A 16,867-nucleotide genomic window follows, 5' to 3' on the forward strand; every position below is an offset into this window, starting at 1 on the left:
GCCAAGGTAAGCGGCCTCGAATGCTGTGGGGGTGGGCTACGACCACCGACCGCCGTTGTTGCGGGCAGGGCTTGTCGCGTCGAGCAGGTTAGCCAGCCGGTACCGCAACACCCTCGTCTGCCTGAGCGACAGGACCAGGCAGGCTGCGGCGTTGCCCTCCACGCTGGTCAGGTTCACCATCGGCTCGCCGGCAGGGTTTGTGGCTTGCACCAGGCAAACGTCAACGATGAACGCCTCCGGCCGGTTGGTGTCCAGGTGGCTGGCCTCGGAGCGGTGCTGACCCCTGCGCTGGCAGTCGTCCCGGTCGCACCAGCGCGGGTGAGTCGGGTCGGCAAGGTTGCCAGTCGGGAAGACGTGCACGTACCCGCAGGGGCGTTCCACGTCGGCTGCCATGCCTCCCGGGTGGGCGCTCAGCCCTACCTTGACGACCTCGGCGGTCAGGTGTGGGACGTGGGTGGCGCAGGTGTACGCGCAGGCGTCCAGGGATCCTGATGTGCACAACTCGATGCGGACCGTCGCAGGCTCTCCGCAGACGGGCAGGGTGGGTAGGGTTCGCACGGGTCGCCTCCATAGGGCGATCAAGGCCCTCGGCCAGCGGCGCAATCGCTGGTCGGGGGCCGCCTTGATCTGGCCATGCCAAACGTACAGCTCCTAGACGTTCAGTGGCTAGACGTCTAGAGGCTGGACAACCCTGAACACGTACAGATCATGTGCGTGTCTACGCTCCCGCCCATGACGAGTCCGCTGTCCAATGTGCCGATCTACCGGCAGTTGGCGGACCTGCTCGCAAAGCAGATCGAGGAGGGCAAGCTGCGCCCCGGGCAGCCGTTGCCGAGCGAACTCCACTTACAACAGACCTACGGCGTAGCGCGGGGCACCGTGCGGATGGCCATGCGCGAGCTACGCGATCGAGGGCTGGTCGTCACCGTGCACGCGCGCGGCACCTTCGTTGCCGAACAGGGCTGACCACGGCTGACGCAGGTTTATCGCTGATCGGGCCCTGCCTCAGGCCGTCGGCGGTTGTCGGACTGTGTCGGCCTTGGCTGGGAGGCTTGGTGGTACGAATGGCTGTACGGCCACCGCAGCGGCATTGATGAGGAGTGCCAGTGGTCCCAGAGGAAGCCTTGCTTCATCCCCCTCGATTATTTTCGGCTGACGAGGTCCGTGGGCGCGACTGCCCAGTACCTGCGGCTCCTGGTGTCTACGCCTGGTACTTCACGTCACCGCCACCACTGGTACCGCTCGTCGGTTGCCACAAGCAGGACGCGGCGGTGCTGCTCTACGTGGGCATCTCGCCGAAGGCACCCCCGGGCAACGGGCGCCCTGCGAGTCGGCAGACGATCCGCAACCGAATCCGCTATCACTACCGGGGTAACGCAGCCGGCTCGACGCTCCGGCTGACACTTGGGGCGCTTCTTGCCGACGAACTCGGGATTGGCCTGAGGCGGGTCGGGAGCGGTACGCGGCTGACGTTCGGTCGAGAGGGTGAGAACCAGCTCACCGCTTGGATGGCAGAGCATGCCCAGGTCGTGTGGGTCGCGACGGATCAGCCGTGGAAGCTTGAGGAAAAGCTGATCCGATCCTGCGTGCTCCCACTCAACCTCGACCAGAACCGGCATGGCTCATTCCACGGCCAGCTCTCCGCGCTCCGTGCCGTACAACGGGCGCAGGCACGGTTGCTCCCGTGAAGCGTGGATGGGTTTCAGGCGGACGTTACTGTCCCAGGATCTTGACGATCCCGGCGACAATCCCAGAAACAATCCAGGAACCGGCACTCTTCAGTTTGTCCAACAGGCCCGTTGACGCTCTCGTGGCGATTACGCGGGCCTACCGCTTATTCAACTCGGCGCTACATGGCCTTTGAGAGCTTTACGTTCCATGGCTCGGCATTCAAGCAGGCAAAGTCAAGCACCAGCTTTAGCCGCTGGTCAGACCGCTGGCTGGATGACGGAATCCGACAAGGTTAAGAGCCTGAGTGCAGGAAGCGTTCAGTTGGACTCAGGTCACCTCGACAAGGCGGGCAATAAACCGAACGACCTGCTCTACCGAGAGCCTGCGAAGTTCGCCTAGTGACGACCTTGCCTCGCCAGTTTCCGTGAAGTCGACGACTTCATGCTTCTCGCCCGTCCAATAGAGGTTCAGGGAGAGGTCGGTCGCGCTTACGGGGTGGCGAGATTTGTGGAGAAGTTCGTTCGCCAGATCAACGGCGGTTGCTCCACCGAATGCGGGAACCCTCCGTCGTCTCAGGGTGTCGATTTGCGATTCCAGTTCGGACATATTGAGTGGCAAGACAGTCTTTCTAACGCAGGTCTTCAGCTTGCCCAGCCGCTCACAGATCGTGCGGTACCATACAAACACATCGGCGATATCCATCCAGAGCGATATCGTCAGATTGTAGTCTAGTGAACCGCGATATGGCCCAGACAGGAGGGTCATAACAGCCGGCGCTCCGTTGCTCTTGAACTTTTCCACACGGAGTGCGTTGAATTCCAGGATCTCATGCGCGCGCTCGAAAGCCGCCAACGCCCAGGCAACGTCCGTAAGGACAATCTTGACGTCGGGATGAAGTTCAGAATTCGCCACCTTGCCCCACAGCTCAACGAGCCTTTGCGCAGGATCGCGCTCGATCTTCCAACGATAAAGAGAATAATGCTCAAATGCAGTTTCGAAAGAGACCTGTTCTGAATCCACCACCAACCTCGATTCCTGGCCTGCTGCTGGCAACCCCGACCACGTATCTTCCCAGTTCGGTGGGGCCGTGGAAAAAATGGAGCAACCCTTCTCCGGGGCCACTGGTGCTTCCTCCGAGGCCGCTCATGACCGGCGAGGCGAGATAGAGGGGGGAGGATCCGACGGCTTTCTCTGCTCAATATCCGCAGCCGAATAGATCCTTGAAAGGAGCCAAGTCGAGGCATCCGGAGCTCTCGTGACGTCGATCGTGTGCGGGCCGATCGAGATTAGTGGGTGGCTTCCCGTGCCACGCAGCCGGGGCGCATAGAGTTCGGCGAGTTCTGCCTCGGAAAGATCATTCCTGTTGGAGGCGGCTTCTCTCCTCAAGCGCCTCTGTATGTTGCCATCGCCCAGGACGTACTCATCGAAATGCTCCACGACGTCACGAGCCTGAACCAGTCCCGGCAACGCCTTATCAAATTGCGCCACCGCATCGGCCAGATGCTTCCTGGCATTGGGGTTGCGCATGTGCCGGAGTGCCATGGTGGCAGCACGATGGACGTTGCGCAGAGCGACCAACAGCAGCAGGGCATCGGGGAGCCCGGAGCTTGGCCCGTTAAGGAGGCGTTCGGCCGGGACCATGGCGGCCTTCGTCCAAAGCCACGCCTGACCTAATGCCAGGTTTTCTGGCGGCGGCAGCTCGTTGAGGACCTTCTCTGGCTCCATGCACTCAAGCATGGCCCATCACCGCGATCGGTACTCAACTCGATGTCTGGCTGGCCGCATCCCCCTCCGCAAGAGATCCAGCGGCAGCTGGGGAGCAGTGAAAGTTGTTGGAAGCGTTTCCGCTGCTAGAGACCCATGCACGCAGGTCGACGGGTCGCTCGGTCTGATCTCAAATCTCTCGTTCACCACGTCAAACCTTGACTCCACCGTTGAGACTCGTGCCGTAGGGCGCTCCACCTCGCCCCCGCGCCCGGGGAGGCTGGACGTGGACAACCTCCGACTGCCCGACGAAGAAGTCCTACGTACTGGCGATTGGCCAACTGGCCTAGCAGCAGTAACCTGCCCCAATGGCCGAAACTCCGTGGTGGGGCGTTCCAGCGCTGTCGGGTGCATTTGCGTTCGCTGCCGTTGCAACGGCTCAAGTCGTGGTCGTCGCCATGGACCGCAGGCGTGTGCGCCGGGAGAGTCGGCAACGGTGGGACGATGAACGACGTCGCGCTTATGTGCAGTTCATACATCAGGTCCGACGGAGGGTATACGAGGACCGGGCAGAACACGATATGGACCACGAATTGGTGGGCGCCCTTGCTGAGGTCCAATTGTTGGCATCGGCCGATGTGCAAGTCGCTGCAAGTGACCTGTTCCAGGCCGCTATAAGCAAAGGGCATTCATCGGGAAACGATGTGACTGCAACTGCCGCCAAGCTGCATTCTGCATTTATCGAAGCCGTGCGTCGGGAGTTGGGGGTTGTGTCGTCCTCCCGAAAGATAGTCTTGGACGAGAACTCACCGTTCGGATTCTTTGGTGCTGCCATACGGGTCGCAGCTTCGGTCTTTCTTGACGGATTTACCTCACTCCTTGGCATCCGTATCCACCGCATTCAGCGCTAGACTCATGAAGGCTGACCGCTCAATCAGATGGCGAAGGCGCTTGACGATGGCTCCGGCCGCCGCGCCGCTCGGCCCTAGTTGCAGATCTTGACGGCGGCCGTCAGCACTGAAAGATCGGTCGCGTCCCAGAGATTCAGTCATGGCGATCAGTCACGGCGATCCCGTTAAGCGATGGGTGCGACAGGGGTGCGGGCGCGCGCCGCCCATCAGGCCGATTGATCGTCTTGTGCGGCGAAATAGCCTTCTAGCATATCGGTGCTCCACCTAGCTTGCTGCACCGAGCCCCGTGGCCCGAACTCTGAGAACCACGGCTTGATGTCGAGGACTGGAGTACCGTCCACCGCGTCCAGGTCCTCGACGTGCAGATCAAGCCCGTCGACCTTGACCAGGCGGCACCGACTTACGCCCAGCCAGTTGATCCGACGCATGTTGCGATGGCCAAAGATGCCGACTTCCGGCCACTCCGGGTTGTCCCTGGGGCGACGTGCACCAAGGTTCAGGTCAGTCGGATCGGTCAGGTGGAAGCGAAACACGACCTCAAGGTGGGAGAACTCCTCAAGCCCTTTGGTGGCTTCTGGAGTAAAGCGTTTTTCATCGACACGGATGACAGCTCTGGTTCCACCCCAGTAGTCGTCTGTTGGCTCGGTTCTTCCCCCTACGACGCGAGCAATGGACTCCACCGTGAATTCTTCGGCTGCCATTCGGGCCTCCCGGTCTGTAGCTGACTTCGTCTAGGCAGAAGTAGAGAGGTAGCTTTTGGCGCGTGCATCGATCTCCTCGACCCCTCGGATCCTGCGGTTTTGATAGGGGGAGAGGATGGCGCGCATCTCGGCGGCTACCTGACGCGTACGGCCCGAGCGAACGCCATCCATCGCGTCGAGGGCGCGGGACCACGTTGCGCAGGCTTCCTCAATCTCGCCCTGTCGGGCCTGCACTGCCCCGAGGTAACCAAGCGTGACGGCGTGGGTTCGGGTGAAGGATGCCGCTTTGCGTGTCCTGACACTGCGGCGGAAATGACTTGTCGCCCCCGCCAGGTCGCCGGTGTCACGCAATGCGCATGCGGTCTCGTGCGCGAGGCTGGCCTCAGCGAAGAAGAAGACTCGTCCGGGCTCGTCGTCCCCGTGGGTCGCGGCGGCAAGGTCGTCCTCTGCTCGGATCAGCGCGCGGGCCGAATCTTGGGTCTCGCCGTTCACTGCTAGGGCGCGAGCATGGACCACTCCGATGAGCGCGCGCTCCCGTGGCGCTGCCGTCTCGTAGCGGTCGCCGTGCACCGAGGCATTGGCAAGGCTGAGAGCGTGCTTGTGGTGCCCAAGGTCGATCGCCTGATGTGCCATTGCCCGCAAGACGTGGCCAGCCATTGCCGGGTTGTTGGCTTCGGCGGCCAACTTCACTGCAATGTTGAAGTAGTGCTGCGCGACGTTGTGTTCGCCATTGTCAAACGCCATCCAGCCCGCAAGGTAAGAAAGCTCGCTGGCGGCGGTGAACATGTCCCGTCTCAGCATCTCGTCGGCGTAGCTTCCGCGCAGGTAACCCGCCACGTCGGAGCTGAGGTACTGAACCACTGCTGACCTGGCGTGCCCGCCGCCCCGGCGCTGGTCCACGCGTGAAAACAGCGACACCATGTCATGGACGGCGTCAACGTCGCCTCTGCCTACGGTCCTGCCAGCGGGGGCGCCTCGCGCTTGGCCCAGCTCGGCCATGCGCCTCCACCAGGGTTCCGCTGGCAGGGCAAGCGCAGCGAGCGAGTAGGCGGCAGTGCCCAGAACACGCCTGCGCTCAGCGTCCACATCGACTCTCCCGAGTTCGGTCAGCGCAGCCAGCGTATCGACTCGCCACCCAAGCATGTCCGCTGAGGACAGCAGTGGAGTCGGTAGACCGATGTCCTCCAAGGTCAGCACACGTCCGAGCTTGCGTGACAACGCTTCGCAGAGCAGCACGGGTGCTCGCCCGGAGGGCTTCGAGCCGGCGATCCAGTGCGAGACGTGGGACCGGCCGACCCCAATGAATTCGTCCGCGTTGCTTTCCTGAGCGACGCGGACCAGTGCTCGTGCCACCTCGGCATGGGACATCCCAGCTTCCGCGATCACGGCTGCGAGCTTGGTGTTGCCGGGTCCCGCTTGCGGCACTGTGTACCCCCGCATAGAAGTCGATCTTTCACCACGTTCACCGCTTCGAGGTGCGTCACAGAGTACCGAACGGCGGTGGTTTGCGATTCGCTGTAGGTACGCAAGACGACGACGAATCGGCAAATACATTAACCCTGCGTCGCGTCGGTCTTGTGCGGCTGAAATCTGGACGGAATCCCCATTGCTACGAGCGGTGTGCGCCGTAGTGGTGGGTGACGGGCAGGGTGCGCCGCGTGGACGAAAGGTTGTTACTCATGCGGCGTGCCCTGCCCCTCGGGAGGCGAAATCGCTTTGACTACCTACTCCGGCGGCGGGCAGATCGACAGGGCGCAACTGGTATTGGATTGGCACACGGTTCTGAGCGCCAATGGTTGTTGCGCCGGCTGCGGAAAGCCGGGGTCGTGCCCGGAACGCGAAGAAGCCGTTCGAGTATTCCGCCGCTCGCTGCGTCTACCCAGGCGCAACCCGGGAGTGACACGCCCTGAGCTGATCAACGCGCGTCGGATCGGCGGCCCTGCGTTCTTCGGGGCATCGTCTCGTGCCGTCGTTGGGCGGCGTCGCGACCTCACCCTGCGGAAGCAGTGACGGCGCACATGGATGACGACGACGCGGATCTGGTCCGACCAAGGCATCGCCCGCACCGGTCACTCCGCTTCCCTGGTGGCCGCCCGTGTGCGTGTCCCTCGTGCCGCGCGGCGCGCAAGCGAGGGCGGAAGCAACAGGCGTTTGGTGCTGCGCCGCCGGCTACTGGCTATCTCCCGTTCTTCGGCGGTGGCGTGCCACCGTCTCCGGCCTCGCCCCACAGGCCGACGCATATCGGTTGGACCCGCGCGGCCGAGGAGGTGACCCGAGGACACCTCGGCCGTGCGCAAGCAATCGCACCCGTCGGAAGGAGCGGACCCCCTCGCACGTCAGCTCACGGCACGGAACCCGTCAGCTCTCACATCGAAGGAGACACGGCACCATGACCGACACGATCACTGGTAACCCGACGATCGAGGCTTACACCGGCCCGATTGACCTGTCCCGTCCGCACTTCGTGGGCGTCGGCGGGTCGGCAATGTCTGGCCTTGCCCGGCTGCTGGCCGAACTGGGCCACCAGGTCAGCGGCAGCGACCTGAACGACTCCGCCACACTCGCGGCCCTGGCCTCTGCGGGCGTGCGGGTGCACGTGGGGCACGACGCCTCCCACGTAGACGGCGCGAGCTGCGTCGTCTACACCACAGTTGCCCAGGATGCGCCGGAGATCGGAACGGCCCGTGCCGCTGGCATCCCGGTGGTCCACCGGGCGCAGGTCCTCGACACTCTCAGCGCCAACCGGCGGCTCGTCGCGGTCTCCGGCTCGCACGGCAAGAACACCACGACCGGCATTCTGGCCCACATCCTGCGCACCCTCGGCGAAGATCCGACCTACCTGATCGGGGCTGACCTGACCGGGCCGTGCTCTGGCGCCCGTCTCGGCGGCTCCCGGCTGCTGGTCGCTGAGGCGGACGAGTCGGACCGGTCGTTCCACTTCCTCAACCCGTCGATCGCGATCATCACCAACGTCACGGATGACCACCCGGAGAACTTCGTCAACCATGCCGCGGTGATGCGTGCCTACGTCGAGTTCGGCTGCCGGATCGCTCCTCGCGGGTTCCTGATCGCGAACGCCGACTGCGTGGGCGCGAACGTGGCCGCCGAGGTCATCGCCGACGAGCGACCTGATCTGACGGTGCTGCGCTACGGCCGGAGCCGCACGGCCGATATCTGCCTGCTCGACGTGCACGCCGAAGGCTGGAGCGTTTCGGCGACGGTCCGGATGCCGAACGGAACGACGGTGCGACTGACTCTGCCGACTCCGGCGGCGCACCACCTGGAGAACGCGGTTGCGGCCGTCGCGTGTGCGGTGGCCCTGGGCCTGGACCCCACCGACGTAGCGGGAGCGGCGTGCACCTTCACCGGGGTACGCCGTCGCTTCGAGCACGTCAACACTCGGGCCGGGGTGACGGTGATCGACTCCTACTCGGACCACCCGAAGGAGATCGCCGCCGATCTGGAGGCCGCGCGTACCTTGGCTCGCGGCCGGGTCATCGTGGTGTTCCAGCCGTCCGGGCATGCCCGGGTGCTGGCCTTCGGTAGGCGGATCGGCCGGCTCCTGGCGGACAAAGCCGATTACGTCCTGCTGCTTGACGTGCACGGCACCGTGCCCCAGGGACGGCCGGCGGCCGACGCCACAGTGATCGTGACTCACTTGCGCGACGGTCAATACTGCCTGCCGCTCGGTCCGGATCATGTGGCCCGGCTCGTCGGGCGGATGGCCGGTCGCGGTGACGTGGTCCTGACGATGGGCACCGGCGGCGTGACCGGCTACGGTGCGGCGGTCCTGGACGCCCTCAGCCAGCGCTCCGAGGTCGCGTTGTCCGCCTGACCCCTACGCCTGCGCGGTGACAGCGCCGGGTTCCTCAATCAGCTTGTCCGCGAGCGCGAGGAGCCCGGCGCCGTTCGATGCCTTCACCAACACAACATCGCGTGGCCGTAGCCCATCGCGGAGCAGTTCCCACGCCTGGGCCACGTCCGCCGCCCGATCAACCGCCGTGCCACTGCCGGCGGCCCCGGTCGCGTACTGATCGGCGTTCGTCCCGCCGATCGCCACCAGCCAGCCGGCCCCAATTTCGGCTGCCTGCTGGCCGATCTCGCGGTGCACCTGTGCGGCATGCTCGCCCAGCTCGTGCATTTCGCCCAACACCGCAACCGCCCGCTGACCGTCGGCGGTCATGGCGTGCAGGGCGCGTAGCGCGGCGCGCATTGCGTCAGGCGCGGCGTTGTAGGCGTCGTTGATGATCGTCACCCCGTCCGCGCGGGTGGTGACCTGCATCCGGCCCGGTGACACCGCCTCGGCGCGAGAAATCGCCTCGGCCACGGCCTCGATTGGGTGGCCCAGCCCGAGAGCGACGGTCGCGGCAGCAAGGGCGTTGGACGCCTGGTGCAGCCCGTAGAGGCGCAACCGCACTTCGGCGGTCTGGCCGTCGTGCACGAGCCGGAAGCCGGCGCGACCCACCTCGTCCAATGTCACATTCTCGGCCCGCACGTCCGCCGGGTTGTCGATGCCGTAGGTGAGCACTCGGGCGCTGGTGCGGCTCGCCATGGCGGCTACCAACTCGTCGTCGGCGTTGAGCACCGCTAGACCGCCGTCGTGCGCTGCGGGCAGCGCTTCCACGATCTCACCCTTGGCCTGGGCGATGTTCTCCACCGACCCGAACTCGCCAAGGTGCGCATGCCCGACGCGGGTGACGACGCTGACGGTGGGCGGGGCGATGTGAGTTAGGTAGGCCACGTGCCCGATGCCACGCGCGCCCATCTCCAACACGAGATAGCGGGTGCCGGTGGTGGCGCGGGTGACCGTGTAGGGCAACCCAAGTTCGTTGTTGTTCGATCCACGGTTGGCGACGGTCGGACCGAAGGCCGGAAGCACCTGCGCCAGGATGTCTTTGGTCGATGTCTTGCCTACCGAGCCAGTTATACCGATAACCCTGGTCTGCGGCAGCCGGTCGACCACCGCGCGAGCGAGGCGTCCGTATGCGGTGGGCACGTCCTCGACGACTACCGCCGGCACCCCGACTGGTCGTGATGCCAGTACCGCCACCGCGCCGGCCTCAATTGCCTGGGCGGCGTAGTCGTGTCCGTCGACGCGCTCACCCGGCAGCGCCACGAACATCCCGCCGGGCTCCACGCGCCGACTGTCGAACACCACCGGGGCCGTAACAATCACCGCGTCGGGGGCGTCGTGGACGGCTCCGCCGATCGAGGTTGTGATCTCTTCCAGGGTCATCGGGAGCACGGGATGAACCTATCGTGTCGAGCAGGTGCCGCGCCCGATCCATTGGTCGGTGTTGCTGAGGTCAAACCTGCTGCGTGAAGGTGCGCCCGGCAGGAGGGGAAGGGCCTCACCAGCCCAACGGCCCTGTCGCCATCAGGGGAGGCTGGACGGTCTGCGGCTGCCCGCCCAGGAGATCCCCAACACTTGGAGAGGCGAGCGCTTGTGATTGCCAGAGCCGTTCAGGCAGTGTCGTCCTCGGGCTTCCTCCTGCGCGGTGAGCGATAAGCAGAGATGGTTGCGCCCAGAAGCACAAGCACAAACAGTACGTCCGCCACCAGGAGAAGTACGGCCCACCAGTGATCTATGCGTGCCAGCCAATAGATCGGCAATGCGAAGAGCGCGGTGAAAAGTATGCCGACGAAGCCGCCGCCTGGGTCACGTTCCTTCTTGACACTACCGTCGCCGATCTCCAAGAGACGCCTCACTTGAAGATCGATTAACTCGGCCAGTTTCGTGCCTGCAGCGCTCAGTTCTTCGTGCGTCTTCATCTCAGAAAATAGCTTCACGTTGCCATCGATGGCATGCCGGAGGCGAGAAGCTCGGGACAGTCCGAAGATCGTTGCGATAGCAGTCGCAAAGCCTGTAAAGGCTCCACCGACGTCCATTGGTTCTCCTAGTTGGTGGTTCTAGGCAAGGGTAAGCGGCTGTCAGCAAGCCCAAGGCGGCGACCAGTTGGCCCGCCTGCACACTTCTTGAAACGGTTCCCTGACCACCCACCGGAGGCCGTCATCCTCATAGAGGTCGTTCACGCGCATCGCGAGGACCTCCTCAGCGGTTGTGGTCGTATCTGAGTGGCCAATGTCGCGACGGGCCGATAGGACGAATTCGCAGTAGAGGCGCAAGATGACTGGTGCCGGCGCGTCAGTATAAGAAGCCTGCATGAGGTCTCGGAACGCCCGCACGGCGTCGTCCGAAGCATAGATACTCGCCCAGGTAGCGAACTCATGGAGGCGGGTTGGTACGTTCTGCCCGCTCAGTACCTCCGCCGCCTTCTCCTTGTTCAGTATGTCGCCAAAGAGAGCGATCATCGGCTTGTACGTCTCGTATTTTCGATCGGAAATCCGCGACTCAAGGTCTCGGAGGCGCTGAGCCTCGTGCTCGCTTGACTTAGACGACTTGGCGTAGCGGCCGGCGATGAAGGCTGCGATGACGGCCGCAAGTGCTGGGATGGCAGTCACGGCCATCACCTGCCAGAGCGGCTGTCCCGCAGGCTCCGGCGCAGATAGAAGCATGGGCACACGGTAAGGGAGAGTCGCACCTGCGGCCGGCTATCAGGGCGGCATGGGCGATTGCGGGGCATCGGACCTCATCTAGCCCTCAACAGGCCGCACCGCGACAAGCGATGGTGAGAGATGCCGAGAGGCATCTCCGTGTCGCCGGTCGAGAACAAGTAGGCGCAGGGTGCCAACTTGATCTCGTAAAGGGTGTTCGCCCCGATTCAGTAACCGGCGTGGGGTGGCCCGAATGCAGGACGGCACCCTAAACCGGGTTGGCTTCAACGCCATCTTGTGCCAGTTCGACGCGAGGATCTGCGACGGCTGCTCGTGGACCCCTGGCAACGTTTACCAAGCCCTCGCTGGCGAGCAGAGCCACGGCCCGGTGCGCGGTTCCGACTGAGAGGCTATGCGTCGTAGACAGTTCGGCAACAGCGGGGAGTTGGTCGCCAGGCCGCAGCTGACCGGCCGCGATCTGCTCCCGCAGCTCGGCAGCAATGTTCTGGTACGGACTACTCGCTATGGTGCGCTGCGTCGGCGCGACCGGGCGCGGCGGCATCCGAGCGGCCAACGTCCCAGCGGCCCGCTGGTCGGACTCCGACAGCCGGGCGGCGTACACCCTGAGCGTCGTGGTCCCGCCACCGCCGTGACCGAGGCGACCGGCGACCGTCGGCACGTCGACGCCCGCGTTAATTAGTTCGGTTCGCCGAGTAGTGGCGTAGGGCGTCAATGTGGCTGGTGATGCCGAGCCGGGTTGCGAGCTGGCTATACCGCTGGGTGATGGTGTCGGGCCGGTAGCCACGGCTGTTGTCCGGCTCGGGGGAGAAGACGTAAACGGCAGTGTCGGCGTCGAGTTGCGCCAGACTGTCAAGGGACCGACCGTGCAGCTCACGCAGTACCTCGACGGTCTCCGGGTCGAGCGCCAACCGCCGCTGCTGGTGCGTCTTGGTGTCCTTCTCCCGCAGCTCGCCGTGCTCGTCCAGGTAGGAACTGCGCCACAGCGTCAACACCCCGGCGTCCAGGTCGAGATGCTGCCAGCGCAGCGCACACAGCTCACCGCGTCGGTCGCCCGTCGTCATGGCGAGCCAGGCCAGCGCGACCCAGTCCGGATCACGCCACGCCCCATTGATGATGCGCGCGGCTTCGGCCGGGTTTGGCGGCTGCGGCGGCGCAGGTGGTTCAGCCTGCCCGGCGGGGCTGACGGCGATCCAGCGCCACCGCTAGGCAGGGTTTCGATCTCGCCGCGCTGGCGCTTGGTGCGTCCGTTGGAGGCTGGCACGGGGCCACCGCAGCGCGCTCGCACCACGAGTAGCCTCACGCAAGGCGGTCAGATCAAGGGAGTACCTGTGCGCCCGGCAGGATTCGAACCTGCGGCCTTGGGATTAGAAGTCCCCTGCTCTATCCGCTGAGCTACGGGCGCGTGTGGCGTGGACGTCGCGCCCAGAGGGTACCGCCGCCCTGCTGCCCGGCGGCGAAAAGGGTGCCCGCGTCCGCGTTGCCGAGCAGGGTCTCACGTCGACCGCGCGGCGGGCATCCGGGTTCCCACGGACCGACCTGGCCTCGGACCGTACCTTTGGCTGGTGCTGCTGGATCCCGACGTCGAGAACGACGTCGCCTACGAGCTGTGCCAGATCGTCGGTCGCGCCATCCTGCCGTACCGCTCGGGCGACGACTTCGGCACCGCGTTCTTCTTCCGGGGCGGCGAGGACCCGGTGGGGGAGTCGCTGCTGACGGCGGCCGACCTGGTCGGCGCGCCGGGTGGTGAGCTGGGGCTGCGGGCGAGCGTCACCGAGCCGGCCGGGGTCGCCCCGGCCACCGTTCCCGCTGTCGAGATCGTGCCCGGCTGGTCCCGCTTCCCGGGCGACGGCGTCGCGGTGCTGCCGACCGCCGGCCTGCACCGGTACGCCGGGGACGGCGGCTGGCGGTGGCGGGTCCAGCCGGTGCCCGCGGGGATCGCCGCCGAGCCCGAGGTGGTCGCCCGCCTCACCGCCGACGCCGGTTCCGCTTTCGTGCTGGCCCACGGGGTACGCGAAGACGGGTCGCGTCCGCTGGAGGTCGCGATCGAGCGGGTGGTCCGCGACGGGGACGCCGTGCGGATCACCACCGAACTGCCGCAGGGGTACGTGGGCGCGCCGGTCTTCGTCGTCCAGGCCGACGCCACCGGGGAGTTGTCGCCGTACTGCCTGGGCCTGGTGTTGCCCGGCATCGGAGAGCACCCGGTGGTGACCTTCGACCGGATCCGTGCGGTCCTCCCGGCGGTGGCCGGCGACGTCTGAGCTGTGCCTGGTGTCGCCCGGTGAGGTCTCAGCAGCGCCCGCGACGCCCGGCGATGGCTGAGCCGCGTCGCCTTCCGTACTGGTCAGTTGCCCGCTGCCGCCGTATCTGCGGCGTCGACAGTGGAACGTCGGCTCTTCGGGAGCCCGGCCCCGCCGATGATCGAGTCCGTGCCGGTCGGGGCTTCGACGGTCGGCGGCGCGTCGGCGGGCGCAGGGTCGGCGGTTGCCGACGTGTCTGTCGGCGCAGGGTCGGCGGTGGCCGGGGCGACTGCCGACGTGTCTGTCGGCGCAGGGTCGGCGGTGACCCGGTCGGCCGGGGCGGTGGGGCCGGCGGCGAGGAACGCCTCGGCCCAGCGGCCAACCTCGTCGAAGACCTTCCTGCGGACGGCCGGGCCGGAGAGCGTGAGGTCGTGCAACCCGCCGTCGAAGCGGGCCACTGTGACGTGGCGGCCGAGGCGGGGCGCATACCGGACCATGTGCTCGACGTCCAGCACGGCGTCGGCCACTGTCGCGTTGTCGTGCCACCGGGTGCCCCGGAAGGAGCGGGTCGAGCAGGCCAGCAGCACCGGCACCTGGATGTCCAGACCGGCGCGCAGCCGGCGCTGGCCGCTGCGGATCGCGTTCAGCCAGCCGGCCCGGACCGGGAACCCGGCCAGGGGCTTCCATGCCAGGTCATAGGTCCACTCGCCGCGGTGGTCGGAGTGGATGCTCTCGCCGTACACCGTGCCCAGCCCGAACGGCAGGATGCGGTGCGGCGCCCTGCGGCCCAGCCGGGAGACGGCGGCCGCGAGGGGTCGGCGTACCGCCCAGGGGGCGTTCAGGTCGAAGAAGGGACTGTTGAGCACCAGGCCGTCGACGGTGCCGGTGTCGCGGCGGGCGTCCGCCCAGAGCGAGATGATCAGACCGCCGGTGGAGTGGCCCATCGCCAGCAGGGTGTCGTGTCCGTCGTCCTTACGGATGATCTCGGCGGCGGCGTCCAACTCGGGGAAGTAGTCGCTGATGTCGCGGCAGAAGTTCGGGGTCTGGCCCGGGAGCAGACTGCGACCGTATTTGCGCAGGTCGAGCGCGTAGAAATCCCAGCCGCGCGCGGCGAAGAAGTCGGCCAGGTGGGTCTGGAAGAAGTAGTCGACGAACCCGTGCACGTAGAGGACGGCCCGCCCGGTGGGACGCTCGGCCCGCCGCCGGACCACTGTCGCGACGACAGGTCCTTCGTCGTCGGTGCCCAGGTCGATCGTCTGCCGCTCGTACGGCGGCCCCAACACGTCCGGTTCCACGAACGCGACGCTACGCCGCCAACCTACCCAGCGGTAGCCCGCGCTCCCGCCCGCCCCGCGATCCTGCTCCTGTCGCAGCCTGTGACGGCCGTGCATGGCCGCGAGGGTGCAGGATCGCGGGGACGGGACGTGGGTCAGGCCGTTTCCGCGTCGGCGCGGCTCGGGTCGGCGGCGGGCAGCTTCTCCTGGTCGTCGGTGAGGTCCAGCTCGCCCTGAGGCTGTGGGATGTCACGCAGGTGCTTGTTGTGCCGGGGCTCCTGGCGGGTCTTGGCGTCGTTGAGCCGGCGGCGCAGATCGTCGCGGACGTCGTTGAGCGCGGCGTGCAGGTCCTCCTCCGCGGAGGTGGTGACGATCTTCTGCCGGCCAGCGATCCAGCACTCCAGGGTGACCTTCTGACCACGCGCCTCCCGGTCCTTCACCGACACCTCCAGCTCGGTGGCGTCGGCGTGGAAGCCGGCCAGCCGGGCGTCGAGCGTGGCGAACTGCTCGGCGATCCAGTTGCGGTCGCCCTGCGAGAACCCGGCGCCCACCCGCAGGCACTCGGCGACGGTGGCCGGGTTCGCCGCGGCGCTCATCGCCGCGCCTCGGGAGCGATCGCGGAGCCGATTCTGGTGATCATCATGGCGCTGACCTCTCGTCGACGTGGAGCTGTCGGTGGTGCTTGATCAAGTGCTTACCCACTGTGGTTGGTCTGGGAAACCGCCAACGCCCCGCGAGGTGGGTCGGGCCTACCACATCAGGGCGTGATCAGGGCGTTGTCCACAGGTGGGTTCGTCGTCCACAGGTTCGGGATGGGCGCTGGCGATGCTGGCCCGGAGCACCGAGGCTCGGTGTCGAGTCGACTCGCGCTGGTAGGCCCCGATCCCCCTGGAGGGACGATGTTCGACACTTACGTAACAATTGTCGGCAATGTGCTGACTGCGCCCGAATGGCGACGCACCACCCAGAGCAACACACTGGTGGCCAACTTCAAGGTCGCCTCCACCGCCCGCCGACTCGACCGGGACACCGGCCGGTGGGTCGACGGCAACTCGCTGCGCGTACGCGTCAACTGCTGGCGCAAGCTCGCCGAAGGCGTGGCGGCCTCCGTGATGGTCGGGGATCCGGTGGTGGTCTGCGGGCGGCTCTACACCCGCGACTGGACCGACGACGCCGGCAACCACCGCACCCTCTACGAGTTGGAGGCAGTTGCCGTCGGCCACGACCTGTCCCGGGGGCGGGCCCGCTTCCTGCGCAATCGGCCGAGCATGACCACCAGCACCACCGAGGACGCCGAGGCCGAGAGTCGGGTGCACGGGGAGCCCACCGAGCCGGTGCCGGCCGGGCACGAGCCCGTGCTGCCGGACGACCGCCCGCTGGATGACGACTTCGAGCTGCCCGACTACGCCGCGCTGCGAACCAGCCCGTTCGTTGACGACCCGATGGACGGCTACGGTCCCTCGATCGGCGAGGCCTCCTCGACCGACGCTGTTTCCTCGTCCGGCGAGCTTTCCTCGTCCGGCAGGGTCTCCCCGACCAGCGGGCAGATCGGGCCGGGCAGTGCTCCGGCCGGTTTCGATGACGAGTTGGGGCTTCCGCCCGAGGCGGATGACGACAGCGCCGACCGCGACTCGGACGACGAGTTGGGGCCGGTGCCGGACGAGGGGCAGCCGGAGCCGGCGCCGTCCGGCCGAGGGCGGCGTGGTCGGGGCCGGATCCCGCAGCCGGCCTGACCGATCGGTTCGACGATCGCGGCGGTCCGACGATCGCGGCGGTTTGACGATCGCGGCGGTTCGACGATCGCGGACCGGGCGGCAAGCGAGCGGTACGAGGCCCGGTGCTGATCGCCGCGC

The 16,867-nt window shown here is 66.3% G+C and carries 15 protein-coding genes, 1 tRNA gene and 2 pseudogenes; 6 read left to right on the forward strand and 12 right to left on the reverse strand.

Annotated features, from left to right (window positions below; translation table 11 throughout):
- Positions 1–36: 36 nt before the first annotated feature.
- Positions 37–558 carry a hypothetical protein gene (locus ABZU25_RS10065; RefSeq protein ID WP_355028978.1) on the reverse strand — a complete coding sequence of 174 codons (522 nt, stop codon included), beginning with the start codon at positions 556–558 and terminating at the stop codon, positions 37–39.
- 174 nt (positions 559–732) lie between these two features.
- Here ABZU25_RS10065 and ABZU25_RS10070 point away from each other — a divergent pair, with 174 nt between their 5' ends.
- The gene (locus ABZU25_RS10070) at positions 733–966 is read left to right on the forward strand and encodes a GntR family transcriptional regulator (protein ID WP_247661853.1); all 234 of its coding nucleotides are present in this window, start codon (positions 733–735) and stop codon (positions 964–966) included.
- Between the two features lie 140 nt (positions 967–1,106).
- A complete protein-coding gene (locus tag ABZU25_RS10075; protein WP_355028979.1) occupies positions 1,107–1,688 on the forward strand; it encodes a GIY-YIG nuclease family protein in 582 nt (193 codons plus the stop codon).
- Positions 1,689–1,998: 310 nt separating this feature from the next.
- Here the strand turns inward: ABZU25_RS10075 and ABZU25_RS10080 are convergent, their stop codons facing one another.
- Both ABZU25_RS10080 and ABZU25_RS10085 read right to left on the reverse strand, forming a co-directional pair.
- Positions 1,999–2,793: a hypothetical protein gene (locus tag ABZU25_RS10080; protein WP_355028980.1), complete on the reverse strand. Its 795-nt coding sequence runs from the start codon at positions 2,791–2,793 to the stop codon at positions 1,999–2,001.
- Between the two features lie 21 nt (positions 2,794–2,814).
- Entirely contained in the window at positions 2,815–3,396 is a 582-nt protein-coding gene (locus ABZU25_RS10085; protein WP_355028981.1) for a hypothetical protein, read from the reverse strand.
- A gap of 347 nt (positions 3,397–3,743) precedes the next feature.
- Between ABZU25_RS10085 and ABZU25_RS10090 the strand changes: the two genes are divergently transcribed.
- A complete protein-coding gene (locus ABZU25_RS10090; protein WP_355028982.1) occupies positions 3,744–4,286 on the forward strand; it encodes a hypothetical protein in 543 nt (180 codons plus the stop codon).
- A 206-nt stretch (positions 4,287–4,492) separates the two neighbouring features.
- Here ABZU25_RS10090 and ABZU25_RS10095 read toward each other — a convergent pair whose 3' ends face one another.
- A complete protein-coding gene (locus tag ABZU25_RS10095) occupies positions 4,493–4,987 on the reverse strand; it encodes an SAM-dependent methyltransferase (RefSeq protein WP_355028983.1) in 495 nt (164 codons plus the stop codon).
- Between the two features lie 30 nt (positions 4,988–5,017).
- On the reverse strand, positions 5,018–6,373 hold the full coding sequence (locus ABZU25_RS10100; protein ID WP_355028984.1) for a Tat pathway signal protein: 1,356 nt from the start codon (positions 6,371–6,373) through the stop codon (positions 5,018–5,020).
- 1,003 nt (positions 6,374–7,376) lie between these two features.
- Between ABZU25_RS10100 and murC the strand changes: the two genes are divergently transcribed.
- Positions 7,377–8,822 (forward strand): UDP-N-acetylmuramate--L-alanine ligase, encoded by a 1,446-nt coding sequence (murC, locus tag ABZU25_RS10105; RefSeq protein WP_355028985.1) that lies wholly within the window; start codon positions 7,377–7,379, stop codon positions 8,820–8,822.
- Between the two features lie 3 nt (positions 8,823–8,825).
- Here the strand turns inward: murC and murF are convergent, their stop codons facing one another.
- From murF to ABZU25_RS10130, 5 genes and pseudogenes are all read right to left on the reverse strand, one after another.
- Positions 8,826–10,223, reverse strand: a complete 1,398-nt coding sequence (gene murF, locus ABZU25_RS10110; RefSeq protein ID WP_355028986.1) for a UDP-N-acetylmuramoyl-tripeptide--D-alanyl-D-alanine ligase — start codon at positions 10,221–10,223, stop codon at positions 8,826–8,828.
- A gap of 227 nt (positions 10,224–10,450) precedes the next feature.
- Positions 10,451–10,876 carry a hypothetical protein gene (locus tag ABZU25_RS10115; RefSeq protein WP_355028987.1) on the reverse strand — a complete coding sequence of 142 codons (426 nt, stop codon included), beginning with the start codon at positions 10,874–10,876 and terminating at the stop codon, positions 10,451–10,453.
- Positions 10,877–10,918: 42 nt separating this feature from the next.
- Positions 10,919–11,503 carry a hypothetical protein gene (locus tag ABZU25_RS10120; RefSeq protein WP_355028988.1) on the reverse strand — a complete coding sequence of 195 codons (585 nt, stop codon included), beginning with the start codon at positions 11,501–11,503 and terminating at the stop codon, positions 10,919–10,921.
- Positions 11,504–11,750: 247 nt separating this feature from the next.
- A pseudogene (locus tag ABZU25_RS10125) lies at positions 11,751–12,717 on the reverse strand (tyrosine-type recombinase/integrase); the annotation flags it as partial.
- 115 nt (positions 12,718–12,832) lie between these two features.
- Positions 12,833–12,905, reverse strand: a tRNA-Arg gene (locus tag ABZU25_RS10130).
- A gap of 160 nt (positions 12,906–13,065) precedes the next feature.
- Here ABZU25_RS10130 and ABZU25_RS10135 point away from each other — a divergent pair.
- Positions 13,066–13,761: a hypothetical protein gene (locus ABZU25_RS10135; RefSeq protein ID WP_355028989.1), complete on the forward strand. Its 696-nt coding sequence runs from the start codon at positions 13,066–13,068 to the stop codon at positions 13,759–13,761.
- Between the two features lie 335 nt (positions 13,762–14,096).
- On the opposite strand, the pseudogene ABZU25_RS10140 reads toward ABZU25_RS10135, so the two are convergent.
- Together ABZU25_RS10140 and ABZU25_RS10145 are read right to left on the reverse strand one after the other, a co-directional pair.
- Positions 14,097–15,035: pseudogene (locus ABZU25_RS10140) on the reverse strand (alpha/beta hydrolase); the annotation flags it as partial.
- 134 nt (positions 15,036–15,169) lie between these two features.
- Complete coding sequence (locus tag ABZU25_RS10145; protein WP_355028990.1) at positions 15,170–15,610, reverse strand: HPF/RaiA family ribosome-associated protein; 441 nt, start codon at positions 15,608–15,610, stop codon at positions 15,170–15,172.
- A gap of 303 nt (positions 15,611–15,913) precedes the next feature.
- Here ABZU25_RS10145 and ABZU25_RS10150 point away from each other — a divergent pair, with 303 nt between their 5' ends.
- Positions 15,914–16,747 (forward strand): single-stranded DNA-binding protein, encoded by an 834-nt coding sequence (locus ABZU25_RS10150; RefSeq protein ID WP_355028991.1) that lies wholly within the window; start codon positions 15,914–15,916, stop codon positions 16,745–16,747.
- The last annotated feature ends 120 nt before the right edge of the window (positions 16,748–16,867 follow it).

It is taken from the genome of Micromonospora sp. NPDC005215, assembly GCF_040607915.1.
Lineage (GTDB): Bacteria > Actinomycetota > Actinomycetes > Mycobacteriales > Micromonosporaceae > Micromonospora.

Bases quoted from the DNA above. Each gene is read 5' to 3' on its own strand.
- ABZU25_RS10070 (WP_247661853.1), top strand. From the start codon at position 733: ATGACGAGTCCGCTGTCCAATGTGCCGATCTACCGGCAGTTGGCGGAC.
- ABZU25_RS10085 (WP_355028981.1), bottom strand. From the start codon at position 3,396: ATGGAGCCAGAGAAGGTCCTCAACGAGCTGCCGCCGCCAGAAAACCTG.
- ABZU25_RS10090 (WP_355028982.1), top strand. From the start codon at position 3,744: ATGGCCGAAACTCCGTGGTGGGGCGTTCCAGCGCTGTCGGGTGCATTT.
- ABZU25_RS10095 (WP_355028983.1), bottom strand. From the start codon at position 4,987: ATGGCAGCCGAAGAATTCACGGTGGAGTCCATTGCTCGCGTCGTAGGG.
- murC (WP_355028985.1), top strand. From the start codon at position 7,377: ATGACCGACACGATCACTGGTAACCCGACGATCGAGGCTTACACCGGC.
- murF (WP_355028986.1), bottom strand. From the start codon at position 10,223: ATGACCCTGGAAGAGATCACAACCTCGATCGGCGGAGCCGTCCACGAC.
- ABZU25_RS10115 (WP_355028987.1), bottom strand. From the start codon at position 10,876: ATGGACGTCGGTGGAGCCTTTACAGGCTTTGCGACTGCTATCGCAACG.
- ABZU25_RS10120 (WP_355028988.1), bottom strand. From the start codon at position 11,503: ATGCTTCTATCTGCGCCGGAGCCTGCGGGACAGCCGCTCTGGCAGGTG.
- ABZU25_RS10145 (WP_355028990.1), bottom strand. From the start codon at position 15,610: ATGAGCGCCGCGGCGAACCCGGCCACCGTCGCCGAGTGCCTGCGGGTG.
- ABZU25_RS10150 (WP_355028991.1), top strand. From the start codon at position 15,914: ATGTTCGACACTTACGTAACAATTGTCGGCAATGTGCTGACTGCGCCC.